This window comes from Nonomuraea rosea (assembly GCF_039539705.1).
Classification (GTDB): Bacteria; Actinomycetota; Actinomycetes; order Streptosporangiales; family Streptosporangiaceae; genus Nonomuraea; species Nonomuraea rosea.
This window is the reverse complement of sequence record NZ_BAABDQ010000049.1, coordinates 39,856-66,131: the sequence shown is the minus strand read 5'-3', so window position 1 is coordinate 66,131 and position 26,276 is coordinate 39,856. Positions and strand designations below refer to the sequence as shown.

The following is a 26,276-nucleotide window of genomic DNA, read 5'->3' as shown; positions in this document are numbered from 1 at the left end:
CCGGTCAGGTCTTGGCGCTCCTGACCGCGAGCGGCTCGCTGGGCGCGCCGGCCTTGGCCTTGTTCATGCGCTCGCCGATCTCCTGCAGCTCCTTACGGCCCATCGCCGCCCGGACCTGCGGGAACCAGTCCTTCTCCTCTTCCTCGACGTGGTGGCGGACGTTCTCGATCAGCACCGTCACCTTCGCGTCGAAGCGCTCGTCGGCCGGGTCGAGGTCCTTGAGCTCCGACAGGATCCACACCACGACGTGGTGCTCCTCGACGCTCTCCAGCACGTGGTCGCTCGTCTCCGGCACCTTCGCGCGGGCCTCGGGGTAGAAGATCTCCTCTTCGATGTAGGCGTGCGTGACGAGCTCTTTGGTGATCGTGTCGACGATCCGCCGCTTCTCGGCGTGCGCGCGTTCGCCGGCCTTCTCGAAGCGCTTGAACAGCGCCTCGACGGTCTTGTGGTCTTCCTTGAGCAGCACGATGGCGTCCATGTCTTCCCTTCTCCGCCCGGGGGCTTGGCTGCGAGTCACCGCCGTCTTCCCTGCTGGAGGCCGATGAAACCGGGCGCGCCGCCCGACCCCGGAGCCTCGATACGTACGGCCCAAGGGGCGAAAGTTAGCGGACGGGCGGCGCGGTGCTCGCGCGGACGACGAGGTCGGTGCCGAGCTCGACGCGGCTCTGCGGCAGCGGCTCGCCCCGCGCGAGCGTCAGCAGCATGGTCGTGGCCGCGGCGGCCATCTCGACGAGCGGCTGGCGGATGGTGGTCAGCGGCGGGGTCATCCACCGCATCGACGGCAGGTCGTCGAAACCGATCACGCTCAGGTCGTCGGGGATGCGCAGCCGCAGCTCGTGGGCCGCCTGGTAGACGCCCATGGCCTGGCCGTCGTTGCAGGCGAAGATCGCGGTCGGCGGGTCGGGCAGCCGCAGCAGCCGCTGCGCCTGGGTCAGGCCGCCCTCGACCAGGAAGTCGCCCCGGCCGACCAGCTCCGGGTCTGCGGGCACACCGGCCGAGTCGAGCGCGGCGCGGTAGCCGTCGAGCCGGGCCCTGCTGGACATCGCGTACTCCGGGCCGGTGATCACGGCGATGCGCCGGTGCCCGAGCCCCAGCAGGTGGCGGGTGGCCGACAGCCCGCCGCTCCAGTTGCTCGCGCCGACGGACGGCGCCTTGTGGCCCGGGTCGCCGGTCGGGTCGAGCAGGACGAGGGGGATGTCGCGCGTGGCGAGCTGGTCGCGCTGCTCGTCGGTCAGGCCGGAGAAGACCGCGATCACGCCGGTGGGCCGGCGGCTGAGCACCTCCTCGATCCAGCCTCGCCCGGGGACGTGCCGCTGCTGCAGCTCCGACAGCACCACGGCCAGGCGGTTCTCGCGGGCGACCTGCTCGACGCCCTTGATGATCTCGATGGGGTAGTCGCCTTCGAGCGCGTGGAAGACCAGCTCCACCAGGGCGGCCGGGCGGCCGCGCCGCCGCTGCCTGCGGTAGCCGTGCTCGCTGATGAGCCGTTCGATGAGGGCGCGGGTCTCGGGCGCGACCTCGGACCTGCCGTTCACCACTTTGGAGACCGTCGCGGTCGACACCCCGGCCAGCTCGGCGAGCTGGGCGATGGTGAGGGGCTGGGCGGACGGGTCCTTCGTCGTGGTCATGGGCGAAGTCTAACGAGCGGCTGATCGGCCGACTGTTTCGACGCTGCCGTGAGCAGTGCCTTCCGTATCGGCGAGGCAGCAGGCTTGGGTGGGGTCTTAACGATCGGGCCGGATGGCGAAACAGTTCGGGGGCTGGGCGTAACGGATATTTATTCTGGCCCTCATTAGCGGGCCGCCCGCATCCTGGGTCACACGGCAGCAACCCGATGGGGTGACACGTTGACCCGCCTCGCAGGCCATTCCGTGCTTCCCGAAGCCCCTCGGACTCCCGTCGATCAGGTATCCGGTTTCGCGAGCTCCGCCTTCTCCAGGCTGCTCAGGTTCGCGCCGGCCAATCTGCGGCGCAGGCGCTGCTGTCCGTGCTCGCCATCGGGCTCGCGATCGCCGCCGTCGTGGTGGTCAGGACGATCGCGCGCGGTGGACGGCGCGCCGTACTGGGTGGTCTCCGACCCGGCCGTCGTGCCCGCTCCCGGCTCAGGCGAGCTGGTCTACGCCACCGGGCGCGCGCGTGGCTCGTTCTTCGGGTTCGAGCAGGGGAACGCCGCGCTGCTGCCGCGCAGGGCGGCGTCACCAAGCGCCCCGCGCAACGCCGTCCCGATCGCGGCGAACTCCACCTGCCACACCGGGTCATGATCCACGATCTCGATCGGGTCTCCCATGCTCCGATTGTCCACGGCGTGAGGGCGCCTTCGCGCTGAGAAGATCCATGACGAAGCGGAATCCGGCCACCGAACCTGAACACCTGCACAAGCACCGGCAACACATGCGAACGTCACCTGCGACCAACATCGATCAAGCCACCTCCGGTCATCACAGAGCCACGCCGAGGCAGACTCGTTGGCTTTGCCGCACCCTCATGTGGCTCGGCCGCTCCGGGACCGGTCCCGGAGCGGCCGCCACACACTGGGAGGGCTCAATGGATCACTCTGTCCTCACCTCATGTGAAGCAAGGAGGACCATGTCCGCCAGGATCAGGACCGCCGCCCTGGCGGTGGCCGCGTCCGTCGCTCTCGTCCCCGCCATCGCCCCCACGGCGTCCGCCGCCGCCAAGCCCAACCTTCGTGCCTGCTACGACGGCAACTGCAAGATCACCATCACCAAGAAAGTCTCGTTCCGGATCGACCCCAGCTTCGTCTTCACCAAGCTGACCGTCTCCTTCAATGCCGGCGGCGTCCGCGTGAAGTCCAGTGGGCCGGGCGTGTCAGGCTCGTCGTACTTCAGCGAGGGCTCGTCGAGCACGCTCAACGGCATCACCATCGTCGCCCTCTCGCTGTCCAAGAAGAAGGCGGTGCTGCGGTTGTCAACGCAGGGCTGACCCGAACGCCTCGCTCGGCGAGCCGGTGCCGTACCGGGACTGGCAGAACGTGTGGAAGGTGGCGCCGGACGTGGCGGCCCTGGTGCGTGTTCGGCCCGGTCGGCGGCGTGCGGAGACTGGTGAACCGGACGGCGAACGCACACAGTGCCCCGTACCTGCGTGTGATCTGCAAATCCCGCGCGCCGAAGGCCCCCGCAGAACTCCACCCTCCTGCCGGGGCCTTTCGCGCAGGCGTACACAGGTGCGGCATCCGTTTACGGTGGACGGCACGATCCGGGCCGCCGCCAAGTACCCGCAGGTCGCCGCAGCTGCGGCCACCGACTCATCCTGGTGCTGAGGTCCACACGCCTACAGGAAGTCCTCAAACGATCACCTCAAAGCCTGCGGAAAAAACAGGAAAATCACCCCGATATCGCCTCGCCCCGCAGGAGTTCACCCACTACGACCGCACCCACCACCAGCTCGTCTGGGACAGCCACGACTTCACCGGAAACCTCACCATCGGGCCCACCCGACCCCGAAGACGCCGGCCGCGCCGGACAGGCCCACGCGGCTGGCGGCTCCTTGGGGGCGTCCGCTATGGGTTGGTCAGCACCCACAACTCTGTGCCAGCAGCGCCGCGACACTCGAAACGGATCGCCCAGCCAGCCGCCAGGTAAGCCTCGCCCTGCTGGCGGCATCTGGTCGATGTGGTGTAGGTCCCCACGTAGTGCCAGCCGGGAGCGGCCTGCACCTGATCGATCCGTGCTGTTGTCTCCTGCGCCTGTGCAGGTGGCGCAATGGCACCGAACGCGAGCACCGCCGCGCCGAGCATCGTCGCCGCCGCGACGGTGGTCCTGACTCTCCCTCGCATGTCTCTCCTCTGATCGTCTGCCCTGCTCCGGGTCCGTCAGCAGGAAGATAGCCGTATGACCTGTCATTTCTGCTTCATCCGTGCTTCACCACAGCTGGGTCACAAGAGATCAACATCGATCTGAGAAGGCAGCTGCTGGGTTGCGGCGGATGCCCCCGCCACCAACTGCCCCGCCATCTCCCGGCACCTCGACCGCGCAGCAACCGCCGCGCTCGCTGCCCGCCATGGTCAATCACAGCAGGCCACGCAGCCCCCCGGGCACATGCCCGGCGCTGCGATCCTGGCCGACCCCACCATCATGGCCACTGCCCCGACCAAGATCCACCGGTCGTGTGCATCGTCGGCCTACCGGTGCATCCGGACCCCAAGGCGAGCCTGGACCTCAGGGACCGCAGGGCGATCAGGGGCCCGCTGGACCGACCGGACCAGCGGGCACCCCCGGACCGACCTGACCCGCAGGGGCGACCGGCCAGCCGGGAGTGTCCGGACGACCCGGCACGCCCTGACCAACCGGCGCATCCGGCCAGCCGGGAACCCGGACCATCCGGAGTACGGGGAGCCCCCGGACGGCCGGGAGCGCCGGGAAGCGCCGCGCAGGCCATCCCCACGGACGTGGACATGTCCGGCGCGGGACGTACCGACCCCGCGCTGACTCCACGACACGACAGAGCACACCAGAGACCAGCCCCAGCGCCGGATTCCGCCGCCCCCGCAGCATCGGCGGGCACCACCGCCGCGGACGACGTGCTAACGCCCGCCGCCTGGCTCGCGGTGATCCTCACAGGCATCGCCGGAACGTGCTACGTCGTATGGGCGACGCCGGAAGCGCGAAGCCGAAGAGGTTGGCGATACCGCCGACGAACCGACCGACTAACGCCCCGCCCCCTCCCACCAGACCCTGTTGGCGAAGTAGACAAGCAAAGAAACGGCCCCGTGATCACAGGAGTGATCACGGGGGTGTCATGTGAAAGGAACACTCAGGCGTGGGCCTGTGGGTCGATGTCTGCGCCACGCGCTGCTTGAGGCTGGTCCGACTCCCCACCGGTGCTGCTGTGTGCGGACGTGCCAGGCTTCGGTTCCTGACCGGGCCGCCTTCAGAGAACGAGGGCGATCTTTCCTGACAACTGGCCCCGGAGGAAGTGCTCGTGCGCTTCTTGCACGTCTTGCAGGCTGTATTCGGAGTCAACTCGTACCTTGACCTGGCCCGCATCTACAATCCTGGCCAGTTCGGCAAGCCCTGCGCCGTCCTCGCGCACCTGGTTGACCGTGGTGCGGACCGCTCGGTGGGACAGATCCGGCACGGGTCCGGCTTGGGTGGCGATGGAGGCGTAGCGGCCTTCATCGGCCACGGCTTCGGTGGCAAAGGCGCCGAAGGTGTCGAAGACGGCGTCATAGGCGGCTACGGGGAGCGTGGCGCGCTCCGTTGTGGCCCATTCGGCCCCCAACTCCTTGGCTACCTCGACCTGAGCTGGTCTGGAAACCAGCGCGTCTACCCGGGCGCCGCGCGCTCGGGCCAGTTGTACGGCCAGGCCTCCTACCGCGCCAACCGCACCTGCCACCAGAAGGCGTTCTCCAGCGCGGATGTCCAGCCAGTCCAGCGTCTGCAAGGCGCTGAGCCCAGGCAACGGCAGTGTCGCCGCCTCCACCAGGCTGATCCTCGAGGGGGCGGCGGCAAGCGAGGCGACCGGCATGGCCACGAGATCGGCCCAGGTTCCTCGTCCGGTTCCAAGCTGGTGAGACATCCCGAAGACCCGTTCACCCACGGGCAGCCCACTGGTCGGGCTGTCGACGACGATGCCCGCCAGTTCCCAGCCCAAGGTCATCGGCAGGGGTGGCGTTCCCTCTCCGATGGCCCCCTGACGGGTCTTGTCATCAACGGGATTGATGGCGGAGGCAACAACGCGTACCAGCACCTCGCCCTCGAACGGGCGAGGTGCTGGCGCCTCGGCAACGGTTAGGACGTCAGGGCCGCCAAAGCGGTCGATCCGCACAGTGCGCATGTTCAACTCCCTTAGAGTTCGATCGGCATCTAACAATAGGAGAGACTCTCTTACGCGCTCCTCGGAGGTGGGCTTTCGCCCTCCCTGAAGATCATTAGGGAACCCCCTCAGGCCGCAGGCGGCGAAGTGCGATGTCCCACTGGTCAGTGTGCTGCTCGGCCCGTGCCCGGGCGAGAACCTCGTGTTCGGCCTGGGGTTGTAACGTGAGCCGCCGACGCCGGCTTCGGGTGCACTCGGCTTTGACGGGGCAGCGGCTGTCGTCACGCTGGGAGAACTCGACCCGGATCTCGGTCGGGCTCGATCGCCCACCGAATGCTGGTGAAGACAGCGCTTTGTACGTCGGCGCTGGAGTCGAGGGGAAACTCTATTCTGTCGGTCGTCCGGCGTGATGGAGTACGTCACTTCGCTGCACCCGGGCGCGGCATACGTCAACACCCACCCGCGGTCAGATCGAAGGATCTTGATGCCGACCCAAGTGGACGTCGTGTTGCCGTTACGGATGACAGCTGATCGGCCGTTGAAGAATGCCTGATTACTCATTTCTACGCGGTGAGCAAAACGCGCCTATTGGCCAGATCGGTCTTCGCTTTCTGGCGCTGGGCGTCCGTCCGCTGCCGTTCGCTGACCTTGGGCGCGTTAATAGAGATGATGATCGCGGGGACGGACGTGAGGCTGCCGATGATGCCCGCGATGGCGACCCAAAGCTGGACCGACGTGAGCTTTTGGAGGCGCCGGGGCGGGCAGTGATGCGTACGGTGGCGCGAGGCGGCCTGCCCAGGAGGGGGAGCGCCGCGGGGGTCTCCGTCCCATAACCCATTGTGCTGCCGGGGCGCTTATGATCGCCCAGCGAGGCGGACGAAGGCGGGATGATCACAAGCCTTCTCTCAGTAGGCTCCACCGGTAGACATCGTCGCGATCAAAGGCGTGGACATGCGTGCTCCGAGCGTCGGATACCTGGTCGCCGCGATCCTCATGGGTTTCGCTTATCGCGTGGAAGCGCCCGACGACGACCCCTACCACGGCACCTCGGCGGGGGACTTGTTCAACTCCATCGCCATTTCGGCCGCGACTCTCCTGGGAGTCGCTGTGGCTGGCGTGGCCTGGACGATGGGCAGAAGAATGTGGCCGGTGTCCGTCGTATTCGGCGTCCTGTGCGCCTTGGCTGTCGGCAGGGTCGGATACCTCTGGATCTTCTGACGAGGGATGAGACGAGATGATTCCCTTTGAGGGGCCGTGGCTCAAGGACATGCCGCCTGGTCCGGCCGTGCCGCTAGGGCGGCTGTGGTTCGCGCGGCCCGACAGCGGCCGGCGGCGGAGGACCTGGACGTGTGGGATCGGGCGAACCGCAAGTGATGTTGCTGGAGCCTGGGGTGCGGCGACTGGCGGAGATGTACCGGCGCCGATGCTGACGAAGGCGGTAGCCGACTTCCCCTCAGGTCGGCCGGGCACGTGGGCGTACGAGCCCGAGCGTGACGGCGGTCTTCTCTGAACTATGCAAAGGGCGTTTGGGTATGAGCCGCCACGGGATCCCGCGGCCAGGGTCGGCGGCGCAGACAGGGCAGACCCGCCGCACGGTCCGAGGACGGTGACGGGCCACAGGAAACCAGGGCCGCCATCGCTGGACGACGTTGCAGCCGGCCTCGCCCGGCCACAGCACGACAGAGTCCTGCCGGACGTAGGTATGGAAGGTTTCCTCGCCGTGGTCCGGGTCGAGGATGTCGGCCACCTCCGCCGACTGCCTGGCCCGAGTCCCGGAAGGAGGCCCGCTCCCTGGTCTCGGCCGCGCTGGCGGGGCTGAGGCTCAGGAACTGCCGGGCGCGGGCCGCCACACGAGGGCGCGCCGCGAGCCGTTGGGGGCCTCGGCCCACCCGGTGATCTCGCCCTGCGCGTTGACGGCATTGGCCATCGTGGCGGTGCCGGTCGCCGGGTCGGGCAGCAGAGCCGGCGCCGCGCCGGGGCCGGTCCAGACCGCCGCGTGGGCGGCGGTGCCGGCTCCAGTGCAGGTGTACGTGCCGGCGATCACGTCGTCGTCGTTGACGGCCTTGGGCGCGGCCAGACCGCCGGCGTCGGGCAGGCGCCGCATGCCCTCCTCGGCGCTCCAGATGTAGCCGCCCGCGAGCACGCCGTCCGCGCCGAGCGCCGCCTGGCCGACGATGTGGCCGTCGCCGTTGATCCCCTCGGCCTGGCTCCACTGACCGCCGAGCGTGCCGAGCTCGGTGATGGCGCCGTCCTCCCAGAGGAAGGCCCGGTGGGTCCGCTGGCTCGCCGGGCCGGGCGGTTCGAGGCGGCGCTGGGTGCCGGCGATCTGCCCGGCCGGGTTGACGGCCGCCGCATAGCTGCCTGAGACGGCGGCGAGGTCGGTCCTTACGCCGTCCCGGATGCGGAACGCCTGGTAGCGGGCCGTGCCGTTGGGCAGCAGGTACCGATATTCGCCCACGATGACGCCCGCGCTGACGTCGTGGACCAGGGTGGGGATGCGGCCGAAGGTGCCGAGGTCGGTCATCGTCCCGGCGCGCCAGTGGAAGGCGTGCCCCTTCTCCGTTGCCGTGTAGCTGCTGCCGACGACGTTGCCGTCCTCGTCGAGGGCGCCTGCGTAAGCGCGGCCGCCGCCGAGACTGCCCAGATCGATCACCTGCGCGCCGTCCCAGACGGTCGCCCGCTGTTCGCCGGTCGCGCTCACGCTGGAGCCGGCGATCTGTCCCAGGTCGTTGATGTCGAGCGCGCTCCCCGTGACGCCCAGGTCGGTGACCTCCCACTGGTCGGTGGTCGCCAGGCAGCCGTCCGCCGCGGCCGGGCCCGCGCCCGCCGCCTGCCCGGCCATGAGAAGGATGCTCGCCAGAATGGTCAGGTTCGTACGCGTGGATCCCATGAACACCCCGCTGTTCGAAGAGCCAGCAAAACGATCACCAACATAAGGGCGCGATCGCCGGCCGCCAAGGCATAAAGGGGAACGTCACCATCCGTCCGTACGCGATCTCAGAAGGCGGCGATGTCAGCCGAGTTCGCGGGCGGCGGCGACGCCATCCCGCGCCAGCAGGCACGGATGTCCCGGAAGCCGGCCGGCAGGACCTGGCCCGTCGGTGGTCGTCGTGCTGGTAGAGGATGTCGCGCGGAATGGGCAGGGCAATGGGATCCATGTCCGCTGGTTGCGCTGGACGCGGTCGGGCTCGACGGAGCGCAGTGACAATCCGGCGGTGGCCATGACGGCGGCGAGAGTGTCTGTACCGGTGATGCGCTGGGCGGCCAGAATGACGTGCGCGGCCGCCTCGGCATCCTCCACTGGGTCCGCGTGGAGGTAACGGGACTGGTCGCCGAGCCAGGGCGGCGGATACAACCCAGCCTCCGGAAATGCGTCCGCAGCCAGATCCGCCAGCCGGTAGCCGCGAACGCCACGACCGACATGACGCCTTCGCCCTGACGCCATCGGCGCAGCAGCACGTACACCTGACGCCGCGAAAGACCCAGCTCAGTCGCCGCTGTGTCCGCGGGTCAAGCCCACCCGCGGCCGGGCGGCCAGCCGGGCGATCACCTCGGCCCCGGCGTACTACCACGTCCCAGTCTCATCCGGGGCGGTCAACAAACCCCGCTCAACGATCTGCGCCCGCTCGCCGTCCATGCCAAGGACCTCACCGTCGCGCACACGAGTACGGAACAAAACGCGCCGTAGCGCACAGGACTATGGACGCACCGGATGTTCACCGACCTATGCACAGATCCCCGGAACCCCAGGACAGCCGTGCACACGACTTCGGAAACTGACAGGCGGGCAACACGCTGGCCCGTCCAGGGTTTGCCTCGGTACGTCTGTTGCCTCGATGACCGGCTGGTTTCGTTGAAATGCTGCGCTACCACCGTGAGCGCTTCGGTGGCTTGCCACTTCTCCTGGACGATCACCGTTGTGGTTCGCGTACCTGTTGACCGCAGTCGACCAGCTGCGCGCCCAAGACATTCCGGTCAAGGATCTCCGACGTAGTGCCCGTCTGATTGCGCCGGTGAGCAGGTTGGCGCGCTTCAACGCGGCCGGCTGATGGGGCGTGCCGGCTGGGTGGCGGCCAGGCTGGCCAGGAGCTTGAGCCGCTCTTCGGAGGTGCTGCCCGGTTCGGCGGTGTAGACGGTGAGGTCGTACAGCGTCCGGTTGGACATGGGCAGGTCGAGGGACTGGTAGGTCAGCTCCAGGTCGCCGACCTGGGGGTGCCATAGCCGCTTGGTGCCGTCGTGGCGGATGCGGACGTCGTGGGCGGCCCACTGGCCGCGGAACTCGGTGCTGAGGGTGGACAGTTCGCCGATGAGTTCGCGCAGGGCGCGGTCGTGGGGCTCGCGTCCGGCTTCGGCGCGCAGCAGCGCGGCGGCGACGACGGCGGCCGCGTCCCAGTCGACGAAGAACTGCCGGGAGCTCGGGTCGAGGAAGATATAGCGGGCGAGGTTGGCGCGGCCGTGCTGGGCGGTGGTGAGGCTGTCGAAGACCGGGGCGAGCACGCTCCGGGCCAGCGCATTGACGGCGACGAGGTCCGAACGGCCGTTGCGCACGAACGCCGCCGACATCGTCATGGAGTCCAGCAGCCACTGGACCGGCGGCGGGACCTGTACGTCTTTGCGGCGCGAAGGTGCGCGGCGGGCGGCGTGGGCCAGATCGAACAGATAGGTGCGTTCGTCCTGGTCCAGGCGCAGGGCCTGGGCCACCGCGTCGAGCACCTCTTCCGATACGCCGCTGATGTGGCCCTTCTCCAGCCGCGTGTACCACTCGGTGCTCACACCGGCCAGCACCGCGACCTCCTCGCGGCGCAGCCCGGGGACCCGGCGCCGGCCGCTGGTGGGCAGCCCGACCTGCTCCGGGGTCAGCTTCGCACGCCGGGTGGCGAGGAAGTCCCGGATCTGGGCGCGGTGGTCGGGTCGCTGCTCCATGCCCTCCACGATAACCGCAGGTGACGGCGGTAGAGGGGTTGAGCTTGTCCCCCCTATAAACGCGCTCTGCCTCGCGCGCGGCCAGGCGGGTTTCCTGGGATCAGCAGGTTGAACGCGACCTGCGATACGGAGATGGACCCTGTCCGACCAGCTCTTGTAGTGGTGATCGGCCCGCCCATCACCGTCGAAGCCCTCCTTTGATGCACCGACAGGACCTCCAACACCCGGGAGTATGACCATGACCGGCAAGACTGTACTGATCACCGGCGCGACCAGCGGCATCGGCGCCCACACCGCACGATTGCTCCTCGATCGCGGCTACCGCGTGGCCGTCACCGGCCGCGACGAGACCAAGCTCAAGTCCTTCCTCGACGAGACCGGCCACCCCGACCGGCTGCTCGGCATCATCGCCGACGCCGCCGACTGGCCGGCCACCCAAGCCGCCGTGACCCGCACCGTGGCACACTTCGGCGCCCTGCACGCCGCGGTGGCCAACGCCGGTTTCATCCCCGCCGACCACCCGCGCACCATCGCCGACGGCGACCCGGAACTGTGGGCGCCCATGGTCCTCACCAACGTCCTCGGTCCCGCCCTGCTGGCCAACGCCGCCCTGCCCCATCTCGAGAGCACGGGCGGGCGGCTGGTGCTCATCGGCAGCGTCGCCGGCCTGAAGAACAGCCCCGCCAACCTCTACTCCGCCACCAAGTGGGCCGTCACCGGCATGGCCGAGAACCTGCGGATGTACGCCACCAGCCGCGGCATCGGCGTCACCCTCGTCAGCCCCGGCATGACCGACACCGCCTTCTGGCAAGGCGGCGTCCCGCCCTTCGCCCTGTCCCCCGAGCCCGTCGCCGAGGTCATCTGCTTCGCCCTCGGCCAGCCGGCCGGCGTCGACCTCAACACGTTGACCATCCGGCCGGTCGGCCAGCCCGTCTGAGGCAGATCTGACACCCTGGGGTTCCGCAGCCGGTCGTGAGCTTGTGCGGACACCGAGCAGATCATCATGCTGGGACGCCACCATGCCCGCACCGACCCCGGCCGCGAGTTCGGCGCCACCGACGTCGTCTCCGCCCGCGGCGAGAAAGGGGTTGCCCAGGTCCGCGAGCCGACCGGCGGGCACGGCATGCACGTGGTCCTGGAGGCCGTCGGCACCATGCCCGCCTGCCCGCGTCAGTCCGGGCCTACATCAAGGAGCTGATGCCCGACATCCTGGACGGGACCGTCGAGCCGGGGAAGGTGTTCGACGCCACGACCGGCCATCAGGACATGGCCGGCCGCAAGAGCCTCAAGGTACTCATCAAGCCCTGACCTCGAGCGGCACGACTGGGTGCGGGTGTGACAAGCCGCCCTTGGATCGGACCTTCGTCACGGAGCCGGTGATCTGCAGGGCGACGCGACCGCTCGGACGGCAACATCGGGTCATGGTGCGCGCGGACCGCGCCGCCTGAGTGGCCACGTCGCTGCGGCACCGGGTTGACCAGCGGCCCGAGATCCTCGTCGAACGCGTAGAAGGCCGACAACACCGATAACTGGTGGTTGATGGTCCGCGGAGCGTAGCCCGGCCCGGGATACGGCTTACCGGTGAGAGTGTTCACTGACCCCGCAGGGGGAGCTTCAGGCGGACGGCGTAATCGCTGCGGATTGGGTGCGTGGCGCAGGTGCTCCACCAGCCCCCGCACGTGGCCGCGCTCGGCCCGCTGCCACTCCACCCGCAGCATGTGCAGGAACCGTAGCCATCGCAGCAGGTCGAAGGCGTCACTGCGCAGTGTGAGCGGGCCGACGTCGCACGCGCTCAGATCGCGCAGCCACATTCCCGTCGCTTCAGCCGGCTGGTCTGGAAACCGCGCCGCCCTGGCACGCGACGAGCTGGTCCATTTCGCGGTGTTCGACCTCCTGCGCGCGGCCAAGACGTGACGGGCCTGCCGCTGTCCGGGCGGCGCGCCCTGCCGGAGGCGCTTTTCGCCTCGGTCCCGGCCGCTGGTGTCCTCGCCCTGGGCATGCACACGACCGAGGAGAATGAGGCACGAGCCTGGTACGACTCCCTGCACACAGTCGGCGTGGAGGGTCAGGGGCTTGCAACCCCACTGACCAGCCCCGACCCCCTGAGGAGCACGCCGTGCCGCTGCCCCAGATCCCACTCGGCGACCCGCGTGCTGACCCTCGTTCCACACGGCTGGCTCCGAAACTTAGTTGCCAAACATGGCGCGGGCGGGACGGGTGCGGGAGACTGCTTCGATGACTGCTGAGTACGCCCAGAGTGACCAGTTCCGTGGTGCCCGCATCCACCTGTGCGACCTTGTCGGTCTTGAGGTCCGCGATTGCGAGGTCAGCGGTCTGAAGATCGTCGACTGCTATGGGAGCGACGTCTACCTCGGTGGCGCCTTCGAGCGTCTCGTCGTCAACGACGTCGATGTGACCGCCTACGTCGAGGCCGAGCTCGACCGGCGGCACCCCACGCGGGTGCTGGCGCGTGACGCCGCGTCCCCCGACGACTACCGGGCTGCTTGGTATGCCATCGAGACGCTGTGGGCGGCGACGCTCGACCGCGCCCGGCTGTTGCCCGAGGCCAAGCTGCACGAGCAGGTCAACGGCGAGTGGTCGTTGGTCGAGACCCAACGGCACCTGCTGTTGGCCGGCGATGCCTGGCTCGGCAATGCCGTGCTGGAGGAGCAAGCGCCGTACCACCCGCTGGGCTTCCCTCACGGCGGGATGCCGCCCGACGCGACGGCGAAGCTCGGTCTTACGCTCGAAGCCACCCCGACGCTCGACGAGGTGCTCGCGCCGCGGCTCGCCCGCATGGCCACGATGCGCCGTGTCGTTGACGGGCTCACCGAGGCCGAGCTCGATCGGGTGTGCGGTCGCAAGCCGGCGGACCCGTATCCCGACCAGGAGTACGTCGTGCGCCGCTGCCTCAAGGTGGTGCTGAAGGAAGAGGCCGAGCATCACCGGTATGCGGTGCGCGACCTCGCCGTACTCGAGGCCGGTGCCTGAACTGGCGCGGAACCCGGCCGGAAATGACCTCCAGCCGCATTGCGTGCCGCTACGCCGGCTCGTCAACTCCCGTCCCTGCCAGTTCCGACCCGCGGAATCGGCCCAATGATCGTTATCGCGCCGGACTTGTCCCTCGATGGCCGAGCCGTAACCCTCGCGCGCACACCTGCCGCGACCGTCACCGCCGACCGAACGGCTGGAGCCACCTGGGACGAGGTCGCCGCAGTTCTGGATGTCAGCCCTGACACCGCCGCCCGCCGCTGTCGCAGCTGACGGCGAGCCGGCCCCGCGGTTCAGTCTTCGGGAAGAAACGAGTCGCCGAGAATGACCTCGGGTTGAGAGTCGGCCGCCCCGGACCCCACGAACGCGCTCGCGCTGGTGGGGTCGTCCGGCCCCAGCGGGTCGAGCCGTTCTGCTGTGTCAACCGCAGAGTGGCCGACACGATGACGCGATGGTCAAGGCCTTCGGGGAAGATGCGGTTAAGGGGCCGTGGCAGGTCGGTCACGCCGTCATTGGTTCAGCATCACGGGCGGAACGGGTCGGGGATCTCGCCATGCATCACCCGCGCACCAGCTCGCGCCCTCCGCAGTGACCGGGGCGTGGAGAAGGTGGGGCACGGGTCTTTCATCACAACCGGGCGAGCTGGAGACTGGCAGTGCTGCGTAGTCGAGCGGAAGGTCGCCATGGCTGAAGCGGTAGTGCTGTTCATCCTGGCAAAGCTCGCCGAGTCCGCTGGCACGCGCATGGCCGAGATGGTCGCGCGGGAGGTGCTGGAGCTCCAGACCGCCGAGGTCAGGCTGCTTACCTCCATCCAGGAGAGCGTGGACAGCCTGATAGCCGGTCCGCTCAACAGCGGGCTGATCAAGCTGGAAGCCGCCATGGCAGCCCACCGCCCGCCCAAGGAGCGCAAGCGGCTGCTCAAAGAGGCGCGCAACAGCTTCATGGACGCCCTCGGCCAGGAAACACGCCCCATGAACAGATCCCTGGCCCACTTCAACCTGGCGATCGTCTGGTATCTGCTCGACTCCAACCACGACGTCCCTGAGAACCTCCGCCAGGCCCACGTTGAGGCGGCCAAGGCCGGGGTCAGCGTTCCTGGCAGCGAGGTGCGACGCTCCCGGTTCTCGGGGCCGCCGTCCCCGATCTTGGATCCAGGACGGCTGGACTACCTGAACCAGCTCGCGTACGCCCGGCGCAACTGGGGGAGTTGCAGCTCCGGAGCTCCGTATTTCTACACCCACGTCCCCTTCGGACGCGTCCTCGGGGATCGGAGCAGGCCCCTGAACGATCCCGTCCGGCTCGCCCAGGCAGGTCAGATCCAGGCGCGCGACGGCATGCCCCTGCAGAGCATCTGGCCCTTCTCAAAGGACTCCCGCCCCTGCCAGGTGACCTCTCAAGGCACCCTTCTGCGGTGCGGTACGCACCCGTACGGCGTCGCCGTGACAGCGGCTCCAGGATGAAGGCCCCATAAGTCAGCGCGGGTGAGCAGGGCCATCGGGTACTCCCGGTCGCAGGGCTCGCCTGCCTGGCGATCGGCGAGGCTCGCCCGGTGCGGCTCAATCGCCGACCAGATCAACCGAGAGCGCGCCCGGTACGGCTACCGGGTTCTTCGATCGCAACCCCGCCGCCCGCCGGCCAGGAGGGGCATCGCCACAGGTGGGGCTCAGGGTGCGTAGCCGAGGACGTGGTCGTGCAGCAGGCGGCCGACCTGCGGGTCGTCCCTGTCGAACGCCTCGACCAGGGGCTCGTGGCCGGCCGCGTTCTCGTGCGGGCGCATCCTGAACAGCCGGATCGACATGTGCGTCCACACCTCGATGCCCAAAGACTCCCAGACCGACAGCAGCAGCGCGTTGCCGGCCGCCGCCACGATCTCCCGGTGGAAGGCGACGCCGTGGCGTACCTGGTCGTCCAGTGAGTCTGCGGCGGCGGCCGCGTGCAGGCGGGTCACGTGGGCGCGCAGCGCCTCGACCGGCGGCCGGCCCAGCCGGGTGGCCGTCTCCTCCAGGCCCGCCCGCACCTGGTAGACCTCGCGCAGGTCCGACGGCGAGAAGCCGCGGACCCGCGCGCCTCTGTTGGGCGACGACTCGATCAGCCTGAGCGTTTCGAGCTCGCGCAGCGCCTCGCGCACCGGGGCCTGGCTGACCGCCAGCTCGGTGGCCAGGCGGCGCTCCACGATCCGGTCGCCGGGCTCCCATCGGCCGCTGATCAGGCCGTCGACCAGCACCTTGCGGATCTCCTCACGCAGCGGCCGCCGCCCTACAGGTTCCACCGAGTATGTCCTCTCATAGGATGATCGATCATAGGGTGTTTAATGGTACGCATGCAGAGAGATCTGGATCCTCAAGAGACCGCCGAGTGGCTCGAATCCCTCGAGGCGGTCCGCAGGGCTGCCGGTCCCGATCGGGCCGAATACCTGTTGCGCAGGCTGGCCACGAGCACGCGCTACGTCAACACGGTGCCCACGGCCGAGGAGCCTGCCTATCCGGGCGACATCGAGCTGGAGGAGCGCATCGCGGCCTACGACCGGTGGAACGCCGCGGTCATGGTCAGCCGGGGCAGCAAGCTCGGGCTCGGCGGCCACCTGGCGACCTACGCCTCGGCCGCGTGGCTCTACGAGGTGGGGTTCAACCACTTCTTCCACGGCTCCGCCGATCAGGTCTATTTCCAGGGCCACGCCTCGCCGGGCGTCTACGCGCGGGCCTTCCTGGAGGGCAGGCTGAGCGAGGCGCAGCTCGACCTGTTCAGGCGCGAGACCGAGGGCGGGCTTCCGTCCTACCCGCACCCGAGGGCCATGCCCGGCTTCTGGCAGTTCCCGACCGTGTCGATGGGGCTCGGCCCGCTGAACGCGGTCTACCAGGCCCGCTTCAACCGCTACCTGCACAACCGCGGCATCAAGGACACCTCGCGCAGCCACGTCTGGGCCTTCCTCGGCGACGGCGAGATGGACGAGCCCGAGTCCACGGCGGCGCTGACGCTGGCGGCCAGGGAAGGGCTCGGCAACCTGACATTCGTGATCAACTGTAACCTCCAGCGGCTCGACGGGCCCGTCCGCGGCAACACCCGCATCGTGCAGGAGCTGGAGAGCGTCTTCAAGGGCGCGGGCTGGCACGTCGTCAAGGCGCTGTGGGGGCAGGAGTGGGACGGCCTGCTCGGTTCCGACGAGCTGGTGGCCAGGCTGGGGGAGATCCCCGACGGGCAGTTCCAGACGTTCGCCGCCTCGACCGGCGGCTACATCAGGGAGCGGCTGTTCGGCGGGCTGGCGGTGCCGCACTCCGACGAGGACCTGCGCAGGATCGTCGGCGGATCGCGGGCCGGCCACGAGCCGCGCAAGGTGTACGCCGCCTACCGCAGGGCGCTGGAGCACACCGACGCGCCGACGGTGGTCCTGGTGCAGACGGTCAAGGGCTGGACGCTGGGCGCGGGCGTCGAGGCGCGCAACGCCAACCACCAGATGAAGAAGCTCACCCAGGACGAGTTCAAGGTCATGCGCGACCGGCTCGGCCTGCCGGTATCCGACCGGGCGCTCAGCGGCGACCTGCCCCCCTACCTGCACCCGGGCCCCGGCTCGCCCGAGGCACGCTACGCCGCTGAGCGGCGGCGCGCCCTGGGCGGCCCGATCCCCGCCAGGACGGTCTCCCACCACGTGCTGCCGCAGCCCGGCGAGCGGCCCTTCACCGCGCTCGCCAAGGGGTCGGCGCAGCCGATCGCCACCACGATGGCGTTCGTGCGGCTGGTCAAGGACCTGATGAAGGAGCCGGAGTCCGGCCGGCGCTGGGTGCCGATCGTGCCCGACGAGGCCAGGACGTTCGGCATGGAGTCGCTGTTCCCCACGGCGAAGATCTACTCACCGCTCGGCCAGCGCTACGAAGCCGTCGACCGGGAGCTGCTGCTGTCGTACAAGGAGGCGGTGGACGGGCAGATCCTCATCGAGGGCATCACCGAGGCGGGCTCGATGGCGTCCTTCACCGCCGCGGCCTCCAGCTACGCCACCCACGGCGAGCCGATGATCCCCTTCTACATCTTCTACTCGATGTTCGGCTGGCAGCGGACGGGCGACCAGATGTGGGCCCTGGCCGACCAGCTCGGCCGCGGGTTCCTCATCGGCGCGACCGCCGGCCGCACCACGATGACGGGGGAGGGGCTGCAGCACGCGGACGGGCACTCGCAGCTCCTGGCCTCCGCCAACCCGGCCTGCCTGGCCTACGACCCGGCCTTCGCGTACGAGGTCGGCGTGATCGTGCGCGACGGGCTGGCCAGGATGTACGGACCGGCCGCCGAGGACGTGTTCTACTACCTGACCCTCTACAACGAGCCGATGCCGCAGCCCGCGATGCCCGACGGGGTCGAGGAGGGCATCGTCAAGGGCATCTACCGCTACTCCGCCGGCGGCGGCGCCGCGCACCTGCTGGCCAGCGGCACCGCGATCCACTGGGCGCTGGAGGCGCAGCGGCTGCTCCAGGACGAGTACGGCCTCGGCGTGGACGTCTGGTCGGTCACCTCGTGGAGCGAGCTGCGCAGGGAGGCCATGACCGCGACGGGCGTCCCGTACCTGCGCCAGGCGCTGGCGGGGACCGAAGGGCCGGTGATCGCGGTCAGCGACTGGATGCGGGCGGTGCCCGACCAGATCCGGCCGTGGATCGACCGGCCGTGGACCTCGCTCGGCACCGACGGGTTCGGGTTGTCCGGGACGCGGGAGGCCGTACGCGAGCACTTCGGGGTGGATCCGCGCTCGATCGCGGACGCGGTGCTCAAGGCGGTCGAGGACTAACCTGCCCGTGACCCGCTCTTGGTGCCCGGGTCAGTACGCTCCGTGACCGTGACCGATGACAAGAGCCGAAACAGGCCGCGGATCAGCATTGACGGGGCGGGCATCGAGCGGCGCAGGACGGCGATCCAAGCGCTCGTCGACCAGGCGCCGCCGAGGCCCGACCAGACGCCCCGACCCTTCGTCAGCGCGGGCCAGGACGGCGCGGAGCCGCCCCGGCCGCCCGCGCAGCCGTTCAGGGAAGGGTGACGTACTTGCCGAGGAACGTCCTGGCGGAGGGGGAGTCCAGGCGGTAGTCGAAGTTGGTCGCCTTGCAGGCGTCGTCGGCCCCGCTGATGGACGTCGCCACCAGCAGGTGGGAGTCGGCGTCGCCGAGGAAGTTCGGGCCGCCCGAGTCGCCGAAGCAGGTGCTCCCGTCGCCCTTGGCGCGCAGGGAGAGGTCGAGCCACTTGCGGGACAGGTCCTTGAAGGAGATGGACGCCTGGTAGCGGGTGTCGGTGTAGTGATACCGGCTACCGTGCGCCTTCTTGGCCGAGCCCTTGACCGGGGCGGCGGTGGGCTCCAGCGAGCCGTATCCGACCGGGGTGAACCGGGAGGACTTCAGCTTGCCGTCGGCCTCCAAGCGGTCGAGCAGGCCCGCGCTCGGCAGCTGGGCGGGCGTGATGCCCGTCACAGGCTCGCTGAAGACGACGACGGCCATGTCGTGCAGCTCGGACTTCTCGTTGTAACGCGGGTCCGCGATGTAGCGGCCGGAGTAGAGGGTGGCGCCGGGCTCGTAACGGCCGGAGAAGGAGACCTTGGCGGTCTTCTGCTTCTTCTCACCGCAGTGCGCGGCGGTCAGGAAGACGGTCGGCGAGACCAGCGTCCCGGTGCAGTAGCTCCACGTGCCGTCGGAGTTCTGCTTGTCGGCGATGAGAGCCCCGACCTCTGGGTGGGCGTCACCGTCGACAGAGCCGTTGGTGATGGCTGCCGCGGGGGTCGCGTGGAAGGCGACCGACGCAGCAACAACCAGGACAAAAGGGACATACCGCATTCCGAGAGTGTATTCGCTGATGGCGCTGACATGGTAAAACACGGAAAAAGATCTACGTAGGCACCTGTTTCGCCGCTGCGGCGAGCGCCCGGGCAACGGCCGGGCGGAGTGAAACTTTCAGCCATGTTTGACCGGTTACGGCGTCAGGCCGCAGGATCAGCGTGCCCCCCGGTCGGGAGGAACGTCGAACCACTGTCCGCTCCTGGCGAGGTGTCCTCATGCACAAGGCCCGTTTACGCGCAGCGTCCGCCGCCCTGCTGGCGCTGACCGCGCTGTCCGCCCCCACTCCAGCCGCGCAGGCCGACGACGCCGCCCCCGATGCCGCCCCCGTGGCCGTCAGCGTCAACGCCCGCGCCGGGCTCGCCGCCGTCCCCCAGACGGGCATCGGCTCCAACCACGCCATCTGGGACACCACCCTGGGCGCCGACGACACCGCCGACCGGCTCAAGGATGCGGGCGTGAAGCTGCTGCGCTACCCGGGCGGCTCCTACTCCGACATCTACCACTGGGCCGACCACACCGCGCCCGGCGGTTATGTCGCGCCGAACACGGACTTCGACACCTTCATGCGCGGCGTACGGCGTACCGGGGCGCAGGCGATGGTGACCGCCAACTACGGCACCGGCACCGCCGAGGAGGCCGCGGCCTGGGTCCGCCACGCCAACGTGACCAAGGGCTACGGCGTCAAGTACTGGGAGATCGGCAACGAGAACTACGGCAACGGCCACTACGGCAGCGCCTGGGAGGCCGACAACCACGCCGACAAGAGCCCGGCCGAGTACGCCCGCCACGTCGTGGCCTACGCCGACGCGATGAAGGCGGCCGACCCGTCCATCAAGATCGGCGCGGTGCTGACCACCCCGGCCAACTGGCCCGACGGGATCGTCGCCGGCGGCGACGCCGGGACCTGGAACAAGGTCGTCCTGTCGATCGCCGGACCGAAGATCGACTTCGTCATCCTGCACTGGTATCCGGGCGCCTTCGACAAGGCCGCGCAGGTCACCGACATGATCCAGCTCACCCGCCAGCAGATCGCGGCCGGCGCCGGGCCCGGCTCGGAGCGGATCGGCATCGCGATGACCGAGTTCAACACCGGTACCAGCAGCGGCGGCACCACCACCCAGCCCGGTGCGCTGGCCGCCGCGGACGCCTACGCCACACTGCTGGCCAACGGGGTGTTCAGCGTGGACTGGTGGAACGTCCACAACGGCATCGGCACCGTCAGCCAGGTCGAGGGGCACACCGACTACGGCGACTTCGGGCTGCTGTCGAGCGGGACGTGCACGTCGGCCGGCGACGTCTGCGAACCGGCCCTGAACACGCCCTTCGCGCCCTACTACGCGTTGCAGATGATGAGCAGGTTCGCCCGGCCCGGCGACCAGTTCGTCCGCGTCGCCACCGACCAGCCCAAGGTTGCCGCGCACGCCGCCCGCCGGCCCAACGGCGACCTCGCGGTGCTGCTGATCAACACCTCGTCCGACACCTCCTACCCGGTCGCCATCGGCTACACGGGGCTCACGCCGGCCGCGGGGGCGCCCTCCGTGCTGACGCACACCAACGGCGCGGCCGCCATCACGAGCTCCACCGCGGGCAGCGCCACCAGCCAGACGCTCCCGCCGCTGTCGATGACCACGATCGTCGTGCGTCCCGCCGGCTCCCAGGCCGGCCTGCCGGGCGCGCCCGGGCAGCCGGTCGCCTCGAACGTCACCGACAAGACCGCCACCGTCTCCTGGCCGGCCGCCTCCGCCGGGACCCGCCCGATCGCGAAGTACGAGGTGTACCGCAACGACTCGGGCGTCAGCGAGCAGCTCGGCGAGAGCCGCGGCACCTCGCTGGCCGTCGGCAACCTCAAGCCCGGCACCCGCTACACGGTGAACGTGATCGCGCGTGACAGCGGCGGCGGCGTCTCGTGGGCCTCACCGCCGCTGACGTTCACCACCGGCACGCCCGCCACCAGCTCCTGCTCGGTTCGCCTGACCAACCAGACCGACTGGGGCAGCGGCTACGTCGGCGCCATCGACATCACCAACAACGGCGCGCCGGTCAGCGGCTGGACGCTGGACTTCGACTGGCCGCGCCCGTGGCAGAGCCTGGGCTCCGGCTGGAGCGCCGTCTGGACGCAGGAAGGCTCGCACGTCAAGGTCGTCAACGAGCCCACCGGCGGCGCGCTGCCCACAGGCGGCTCGGCCACGATCGGCTTCGTCGGCAACTACAGCGGCCCGAACGTGCTGCCCGCCGTCTTCACCCTCAACGGAACCGTCTGCACCACCCGCTGAACCGGCACCGTCCGTACCACCCGCTTGACCGAGACCGTCCGCACCACCCGCTGGAGAGCCGCCCGGTGGCCGAGGCCACCGGGCGGCTCCATGCTGCCGGTGGCTAGTGCTCGATGCTGGCGTTGAAGTGCGCCAGCCCCTCGGCGAAGGAGGCCAGCTCCTCGGGGGTCCAGTCCTTCAGTACGGTGGCCAGCCCGTCGCGCCGGTAAGCGCGCTCCCCGTCCACCCGGCGCAGGCCCTCGGCGGTGATGCGGAGCTTGCGCGCCATGCCGCCCTCAGGATCGGGGATGCGCTCGGCCAGCCCTTCGCGGAGCAGGACGGCGGTCTGCCGGTTGACCGTGGAGGCGTCGAGGTTGAACGCCTGCGCGAGCTGGCCGATCGACATCGGCCCCTCCGCCTCCAGCCTGCTGAGCAGGATGTAGCTGCTGCTACGCTCAAGCCGCCGCTCGGCGGGGGCGGCGGAGGCCGCCGCGAGCTCCTTGTAGCGGCCGATGAGCATGAGCTCGCGCTCGATGCCGGCGATCTCCTCGCGCACGAATCCCTCCCGGTCGGAGGCCAGGATATCCCTCCTGACAGCGATGTGTAGGCTACACGCTGTATGCATGGTGCATATGGTGAGGGATACGGAGAAGATCCATGAGCTCGACGCACGCCGCGCCGCGCAGCGGGGCGATCATCAGCGTGCTGGCGGCGGCGGGCATCACGGTCTCGCTGATGCAGACGTTGATCGTTCCCCTGATCGCCACCCTGCCGGCCCTGCTGCACACCTCCACCGCCAACGCCTTCTGGGCCATCACCGCGACCCTGCTGGCCGGCGCGGTGGCCATGCCCGTGTCCGGACGGCTCGGCGACCTGTACGGCAAGCGCCGCGTCATGATGGTCAGCACCCTGCTGCTGGCCGTCGGCTCCTTGGTGTGCGCCCCGGCCAACTCGCTGCTCCCCATGGTGATCGGCCGCACGCTGCAGGGGCTCGGCATGGGGGTGATCCCGCTGGGCATCGCCATCATGCGGGACGTCCTGCCGCCGCAGCGGCTCGGCTCGGCGATCGGCCTGATGAGCTCCTCGCTCGGCGTGGGCGGAGCGCTCGGCCTGCCCGCCGCCGCGCTCGTCGCCCAGTACGTGAGCTGGCACGCCCTGTTCTGGGGCGCGGCCGGGCTGGGCCTGGTGATGTTCGTCCTGGTGCTGCTGATCGTGCCGGAGTCCCCGGTCAAGTCCCCGGGACGGTTCGACTTCGTCGGGGCGGCCGGGCTGGCGGCGGGGCTGCTCCTGCTCCTGCTGCCGATCTCCAAGGGCAGTGACTGGGGCTGGACGAGCGGCACCACGCTCGGCATGCTCGCCGCCGCCGTGGTGGTCCTGCTGGTGTGGGGCTGGTGGGAGCTGCGCACGCCCGCGCCCCTGGTCGACCTGCGCACCACCGCGCGGCGCCAGGTGCTGATGACGAACCTCGCCTCGATCGTCATCGGCTTCGCCATGTACGCGATGTCGCTGCTCACGCCGCAGCTCCTGCAGCTCCCGACCACCACCGGGTACGGCCTGGGCCAGTCGATGGTCGCGGCCGGTCTGTGGATGGCGCCGGCCGGGCTGGTCATGATGGCGATCTCCCCGGTGGCGGCCCGCCTGTCCGCGGCCCGCGGGCCCAAGGTCTCCCTGCTGCTCGGCACGATCATCATCGCCTGCGGCTATCTGATGGCCCTCGTCCTCATGGGCCACGCGTGGGGCGTCCTGGTCTTCTCCGGCGTGGTCAGCGCCGGGATCGGGTTCGCGTACGCGGCCATGCCGTCCATCATCATGAGCGCCGTGCCGCGCACCGAGACGGCGGCGGCCAACGGGCTGAACAGCCTCATGCGGTCGATCGGCACCTCCACCGCCAGCGCGGTCCTCGGCGCGGTGCTGGCCAACATGACGGTCAAGATGGGGGCGGTGGCGCTGCCGTCGGAGGCCGGCTTCCGCGCCGGGTTCCTCATCGGCGGGGGCGTCGCGCTGGTCGCGGCCCTCATCGTCCTGACGATCCCGGGCCGCCGCCCCGGCGCGCACCGATCCGGCGCGGAGCCGGCCGACCGCCCGGCCCCGGCACAGCAGCCCGGCTGACCTGCCGACCGGGCGCGGAGCCGCCCAGCAGTCCGGCTGACCTGCGGCGTTCCGCACGATCAGCCGGTCGAGCGGTCACCACCGCGCCGGGACCTGCCGCAGACCGCCGACGGCGAGCGGTCACTACCGCGCCGGGACCCGCCGCAGACCGCCGACGGCGAGCGGTCACTACCGCGCCGGGACCGGTCAGGCCGCCGACGAGCGGTCAGGCCGCCGACCAGCCGCCGTCCACCGGCACGATCGCGCCGTTGATGAACGAGGCGGCGTCCGAGGCCAGGAACACCGCGGCGTCGGCCATCTGCTCCGGCTGGGCGAGGCGCTCGCCGAGGGCGAGCACGGGGCCGAGCCGGGCGGCGCCGACCGGGTCGAAGGTGGCGCCGGTGGCGATGTTGGTCATGGTGGGGCCGGGCAGGATGGCGTTGCACCGGATGCCGTCCTTGGCGTACGCCCAGGCCACGCTCTTGGTCAGACCGACCACGCCGTGCTTGGAGGCGGTGTAGGCGACGCCCGCCGCGCCGCCCCGGATGCCGGCCTCCGAGGCGGTGTTGACGATCGCGCCGCCGCCCTGGTGCAGCATGTGCGGCAGCACCGCGTGGGTGACGAGGAACGTGCCGGTCAGGTTCACCCGCAGCACCCGCTCCCACAGCTCCGGCGTGACGTCCGCGGGCAACGCCATCGTGTCCATGATCCCGGCGTTGTTGCACAGCACGTCGATCCGGCCGTACGCGCTGATGGCCGCCTCGGCGAGCGCCGACACCGAGGTTTCGTCGGAGATGTCGGCCGCCACGCTCACGGCCGCGTCGCCGAGGTCGGCGGCGGTTCGCTGGGCGGACTCGGCGTTCACGTCGCAGACCACGACGCGGGCGCCGGCCTTGGCGAAGGCGACCGCCATCGCCCTGCCGATCCCGGAGCCCGCTCCGGTGACCAGGCAGACCTTGTTCTCGAAAGTGGTCAAGGGGGATCCTCTCGATCGGGCGGTCGCAGGGTGCCCGGCAGGTACCGGACAGGTTTGTCCGGTCCTCACCGTAGCCGGTGCTGCTCAGTAGTGTCGACGGCTGGCGGAATCGGATATCGCCGATTCGGAGGATGGTGTCCGGTTGATATCGTGGCTGGTATGCCTGATGTGCGCCGTACGAACAGAGGACCGGGTGCGGCGGCGGCGAACCGGGCGGCGCTGATCGCGGCGGCCCGCGAGGTGTTCGCGGCCGACGGTTACGACGCGCCGCTCAGCGCCGTCGCCCGCGCCGCCGGGGTCGGCCAGGGCAGCCTCTACCGGCATTTCCCCGACCGCGCCAGCCTCGCGCTCGCCGCCTTCGAGGACGGTGTCGCCGAGCTGGAGGCGCTGGCCGCCGAGGCGGGCGCCACCCTCGACGACGTGCTGGCGCTGATCACCGAGCAGACCATCGCCTCGACCGCGTTCATCGACATGGTCGGCAAGCTCCCCGCCGACCCGCGGCTGCTCGCGTTGCGCGACCGCGTGGCCGCCCTGCTGGCGGGGCCGCTCGCCGAGGCGCAGCGGGCCGGGCGGGTGCGCCCGGAGGTCACCGCCGACGACCTGGTGCTCATCGTCGGCATGCTCGCCGGGGCCCTGTCCAAGCGGCCGGGGCCCGCCAGGCGCGTCGCCGCCGCCCGGGTGTGGGCGCTGCTCCGCGCCGGGATCGACGCCTGACATCAGCCCGAGGCGGCCTCCTCGGGTCTGACGCCTGACATCAGCCCGAGGCGGCCTCCTCGGGTCCGATGCCCGATATCAGCCCGAGGCGGCCGCGTCGGGTCCGACGCCTGATCAGCCCGAGGCGGCCTCCTCGGCGTCCATGGCGCCGATGAGGCCGCACGTGGCGGTGATGAGGTCGGCGCCCAACCGGCGCCAGGCGCCGGCCGCGACTCCGGCGGCCGGTTGCTCCCTGGCCAGCTCCGACTCCAGCTCGGCGGTCATGTGCACCACGAGCTGGCGGATCATGGCCTCGCGGCGCGCGCCGCGCACGGGATCGCGCCCGCGCCCCTGCCGCGCGTGGATGGCGTCGTACAGGCGGCGCAGGGACGGCGTGTTCAGGTGCGCCTCCAGCGCGTACTCGCGCAGGGCCGGCTCGACCACCACCTGGGCCAGGAACCGCCCGTACCAGGACGGGGAGCCCAGCTCGATGTGGTGCTCGATCCTGGGCAGCACGATGCAGCGGATCTGGTCGGGCAGCGAGAGCTCGGCGAGGTCGCCCAGCGGGCTCATCATCGCGAACCTGTGGCGCTCCGTGGCCGCGGCGTGCTCGGCGAGGATGGCCTTGATGAGCTCGTCACGCCCGGTGAAGTGATACTGCACCGCGGACTTGTTGCGCTGCCCCGCGGCCTCGCCGATCTGCCGGATCGACACGTCGGCGAAGCCACGGGAGGCGTAGAGGCGTTCGGCGGTGCGCATGATCAGGCTCCTGGCGCC

The 26,276-nt window shown here is 70.0% G+C and carries 25 protein-coding genes; 12 read left to right on the top strand and 13 right to left on the bottom strand.

Annotation, left to right across the window (positions count from 1 at the left end):
* Positions 1 to 4 precede the first annotated feature (4 nt).
* Together ABEA43_RS58205 and ABEA43_RS58200 are read right to left on the bottom strand one after the other, a co-directional pair.
* A complete protein-coding gene (locus tag ABEA43_RS58205; RefSeq protein WP_345576426.1) occupies positions 5 to 478 on the bottom strand; it encodes a hemerythrin domain-containing protein in 474 nt (157 codons plus the stop codon).
* 124 nt (positions 479 to 602) lie between these two features.
* Positions 603 to 1,628, bottom strand: coding sequence for a LacI family DNA-binding transcriptional regulator (locus ABEA43_RS58200; protein WP_345576424.1), 1,026 nt, complete (start codon positions 1,626 to 1,628; stop codon positions 603 to 605).
* Positions 1,629 to 2,045: 417 nt separating this feature from the next.
* On the opposite strand from ABEA43_RS58200, the gene ABEA43_RS58195 reads away from it, so the two are divergent.
* Together ABEA43_RS58195 and ABEA43_RS58190 are read left to right on the top strand one after the other, a co-directional pair.
* The gene (locus tag ABEA43_RS58195; RefSeq protein WP_345576422.1) at positions 2,046 to 2,261 is read left to right on the top strand and encodes a hypothetical protein; all 216 of its coding nucleotides are present in this window, start codon (positions 2,046 to 2,048) and stop codon (positions 2,259 to 2,261) included.
* A gap of 325 nt (positions 2,262 to 2,586) precedes the next feature.
* Entirely contained in the window at positions 2,587 to 2,943 is a 357-nt protein-coding gene (locus tag ABEA43_RS58190) for a hypothetical protein (protein ID WP_345576419.1), read from the top strand.
* A gap of 577 nt (positions 2,944 to 3,520) precedes the next feature.
* On the opposite strand, the gene ABEA43_RS58185 is transcribed toward ABEA43_RS58190, so the two are convergent.
* The 3 genes from ABEA43_RS58185 to ABEA43_RS68460 form a co-directional block, all read right to left on the bottom strand.
* The gene (locus ABEA43_RS58185; RefSeq protein ID WP_345576416.1) at positions 3,521 to 3,796 is read right to left on the bottom strand and encodes a hypothetical protein; all 276 of its coding nucleotides are present in this window, start codon (positions 3,794 to 3,796) and stop codon (positions 3,521 to 3,523) included.
* A gap of 1,094 nt (positions 3,797 to 4,890) precedes the next feature.
* Positions 4,891 to 5,796 (bottom strand): NADP-dependent oxidoreductase, encoded by a 906-nt coding sequence (locus tag ABEA43_RS58180; protein ID WP_345576414.1) that lies wholly within the window; start codon positions 5,794 to 5,796, stop codon positions 4,891 to 4,893.
* Between the two features lie 94 nt (positions 5,797 to 5,890).
* Positions 5,891 to 6,082, bottom strand: a complete 192-nt coding sequence (locus tag ABEA43_RS68460; protein WP_425570640.1) for a transposase — start codon at positions 6,080 to 6,082, stop codon at positions 5,891 to 5,893.
* Positions 6,083 to 6,726: 644 nt separating this feature from the next.
* Between ABEA43_RS68460 and ABEA43_RS58175 the strand changes: the two genes are divergently transcribed.
* Complete coding sequence (locus tag ABEA43_RS58175; protein WP_345576412.1) at positions 6,727 to 6,993, top strand: hypothetical protein; 267 nt, start codon at positions 6,727 to 6,729, stop codon at positions 6,991 to 6,993.
* Positions 6,994 to 7,597: 604 nt separating this feature from the next.
* Here ABEA43_RS58175 and ABEA43_RS58170 read toward each other — a convergent pair.
* The 3 genes from ABEA43_RS58170 to ABEA43_RS58160 form a co-directional block, all read right to left on the bottom strand.
* Positions 7,598 to 8,665, bottom strand: coding sequence for a hypothetical protein (locus tag ABEA43_RS58170; protein ID WP_345576410.1), 1,068 nt, complete (start codon positions 8,663 to 8,665; stop codon positions 7,598 to 7,600).
* A gap of 123 nt (positions 8,666 to 8,788) precedes the next feature.
* Positions 8,789 to 9,076: a hypothetical protein gene (locus ABEA43_RS58165; RefSeq protein ID WP_345576408.1), complete on the bottom strand. Its 288-nt coding sequence runs from the start codon at positions 9,074 to 9,076 to the stop codon at positions 8,789 to 8,791.
* A gap of 731 nt (positions 9,077 to 9,807) precedes the next feature.
* Complete coding sequence (locus tag ABEA43_RS58160; RefSeq protein WP_345576406.1) at positions 9,808 to 10,698, bottom strand: helix-turn-helix transcriptional regulator; 891 nt, start codon at positions 10,696 to 10,698, stop codon at positions 9,808 to 9,810.
* A 238-nt stretch (positions 10,699 to 10,936) separates the two neighbouring features.
* Between ABEA43_RS58160 and ABEA43_RS58155 the strand changes: the two genes are divergently transcribed.
* The 4 genes from ABEA43_RS58155 to ABEA43_RS58140 all read left to right on the top strand — a co-directional run bounded on the left by ABEA43_RS58155 (position 10,937) and on the right by ABEA43_RS58140 (position 15,149).
* Complete coding sequence (locus ABEA43_RS58155; RefSeq protein WP_345576404.1) at positions 10,937 to 11,635, top strand: SDR family oxidoreductase; 699 nt, start codon at positions 10,937 to 10,939, stop codon at positions 11,633 to 11,635.
* 66 nt (positions 11,636 to 11,701) lie between these two features.
* Positions 11,702 to 11,896 (top strand): hypothetical protein, encoded by a 195-nt coding sequence (locus ABEA43_RS58150; protein WP_345576402.1) that lies wholly within the window; start codon positions 11,702 to 11,704, stop codon positions 11,894 to 11,896.
* Positions 11,897 to 12,933: 1,037 nt separating this feature from the next.
* The gene (locus ABEA43_RS58145; protein ID WP_345576400.1) at positions 12,934 to 13,689 is read left to right on the top strand and encodes a DinB family protein; all 756 of its coding nucleotides are present in this window, start codon (positions 12,934 to 12,936) and stop codon (positions 13,687 to 13,689) included.
* A 683-nt stretch (positions 13,690 to 14,372) separates the two neighbouring features.
* Entirely contained in the window at positions 14,373 to 15,149 is a 777-nt protein-coding gene (locus ABEA43_RS58140) for a hypothetical protein (RefSeq protein ID WP_345576398.1), read from the top strand.
* Positions 15,150 to 15,352: 203 nt separating this feature from the next.
* Here the strand turns inward: ABEA43_RS58140 and ABEA43_RS58135 are convergent, their stop codons facing one another.
* Positions 15,353 to 15,958 carry a GntR family transcriptional regulator gene (locus tag ABEA43_RS58135; RefSeq protein ID WP_345576396.1) on the bottom strand — a complete coding sequence of 202 codons (606 nt, stop codon included), beginning with the start codon at positions 15,956 to 15,958 and terminating at the stop codon, positions 15,353 to 15,355.
* Between the two features lie 51 nt (positions 15,959 to 16,009).
* Between ABEA43_RS58135 and aceE the strand changes: the two genes are divergently transcribed.
* Positions 16,010 to 18,457: a pyruvate dehydrogenase (acetyl-transferring), homodimeric type gene (gene aceE / locus ABEA43_RS58130; protein ID WP_345576394.1), complete on the top strand. Its 2,448-nt coding sequence runs from the start codon at positions 16,010 to 16,012 to the stop codon at positions 18,455 to 18,457.
* A 48-nt stretch (positions 18,458 to 18,505) separates the two neighbouring features.
* On the top strand, positions 18,506 to 18,703 hold the full coding sequence (locus tag ABEA43_RS58125) for a hypothetical protein (RefSeq protein ID WP_345576392.1): 198 nt from the start codon (positions 18,506 to 18,508) through the stop codon (positions 18,701 to 18,703).
* Here ABEA43_RS58125 and ABEA43_RS58120 read toward each other — a convergent pair.
* The gene (locus tag ABEA43_RS58120; RefSeq protein WP_345576390.1) at positions 18,690 to 19,487 is read right to left on the bottom strand and encodes a S1 family peptidase; all 798 of its coding nucleotides are present in this window, start codon (positions 19,485 to 19,487) and stop codon (positions 18,690 to 18,692) included. The two genes, ABEA43_RS58125 and ABEA43_RS58120, sit on opposite strands and share 14 nt — an antisense overlap.
* A 218-nt stretch (positions 19,488 to 19,705) precedes the next feature.
* On the opposite strand from ABEA43_RS58120, the gene ABEA43_RS58115 reads away from it, so the two are divergent.
* On the top strand, positions 19,706 to 21,763 hold the full coding sequence (locus ABEA43_RS58115; RefSeq protein WP_345576388.1) for a cellulose binding domain-containing protein: 2,058 nt from the start codon (positions 19,706 to 19,708) through the stop codon (positions 21,761 to 21,763).
* 103 nt (positions 21,764 to 21,866) lie between these two features.
* On the opposite strand, the gene ABEA43_RS58110 is transcribed toward ABEA43_RS58115, so the two are convergent.
* A complete protein-coding gene (locus ABEA43_RS58110; RefSeq protein ID WP_345576386.1) occupies positions 21,867 to 22,298 on the bottom strand; it encodes a MarR family winged helix-turn-helix transcriptional regulator in 432 nt (143 codons plus the stop codon).
* A gap of 101 nt (positions 22,299 to 22,399) precedes the next feature.
* Here ABEA43_RS58110 and ABEA43_RS58105 point away from each other — a divergent pair, with 101 nt between their 5' ends.
* Positions 22,400 to 23,851, top strand: coding sequence for an MFS transporter (locus ABEA43_RS58105; RefSeq protein ID WP_345576384.1), 1,452 nt, complete (start codon positions 22,400 to 22,402; stop codon positions 23,849 to 23,851).
* 205 nt (positions 23,852 to 24,056) lie between these two features.
* On the opposite strand, the gene ABEA43_RS58100 is transcribed toward ABEA43_RS58105, so the two are convergent.
* Complete coding sequence (locus tag ABEA43_RS58100; protein WP_345576381.1) at positions 24,057 to 24,806, bottom strand: SDR family NAD(P)-dependent oxidoreductase; 750 nt, start codon at positions 24,804 to 24,806, stop codon at positions 24,057 to 24,059.
* Between the two features lie 159 nt (positions 24,807 to 24,965).
* On the opposite strand from ABEA43_RS58100, the gene ABEA43_RS58095 reads away from it, so the two are divergent.
* Positions 24,966 to 25,520: a TetR family transcriptional regulator gene (locus tag ABEA43_RS58095; RefSeq protein ID WP_345576379.1), complete on the top strand. Its 555-nt coding sequence runs from the start codon at positions 24,966 to 24,968 to the stop codon at positions 25,518 to 25,520.
* Between the two features lie 114 nt (positions 25,521 to 25,634).
* Here ABEA43_RS58095 and ABEA43_RS58090 read toward each other — a convergent pair whose 3' ends face one another.
* Complete coding sequence (locus ABEA43_RS58090; protein ID WP_345576377.1) at positions 25,635 to 26,258, bottom strand: TetR/AcrR family transcriptional regulator; 624 nt, start codon at positions 26,256 to 26,258, stop codon at positions 25,635 to 25,637.
* Positions 26,259 to 26,276 lie beyond the last annotated feature (18 nt).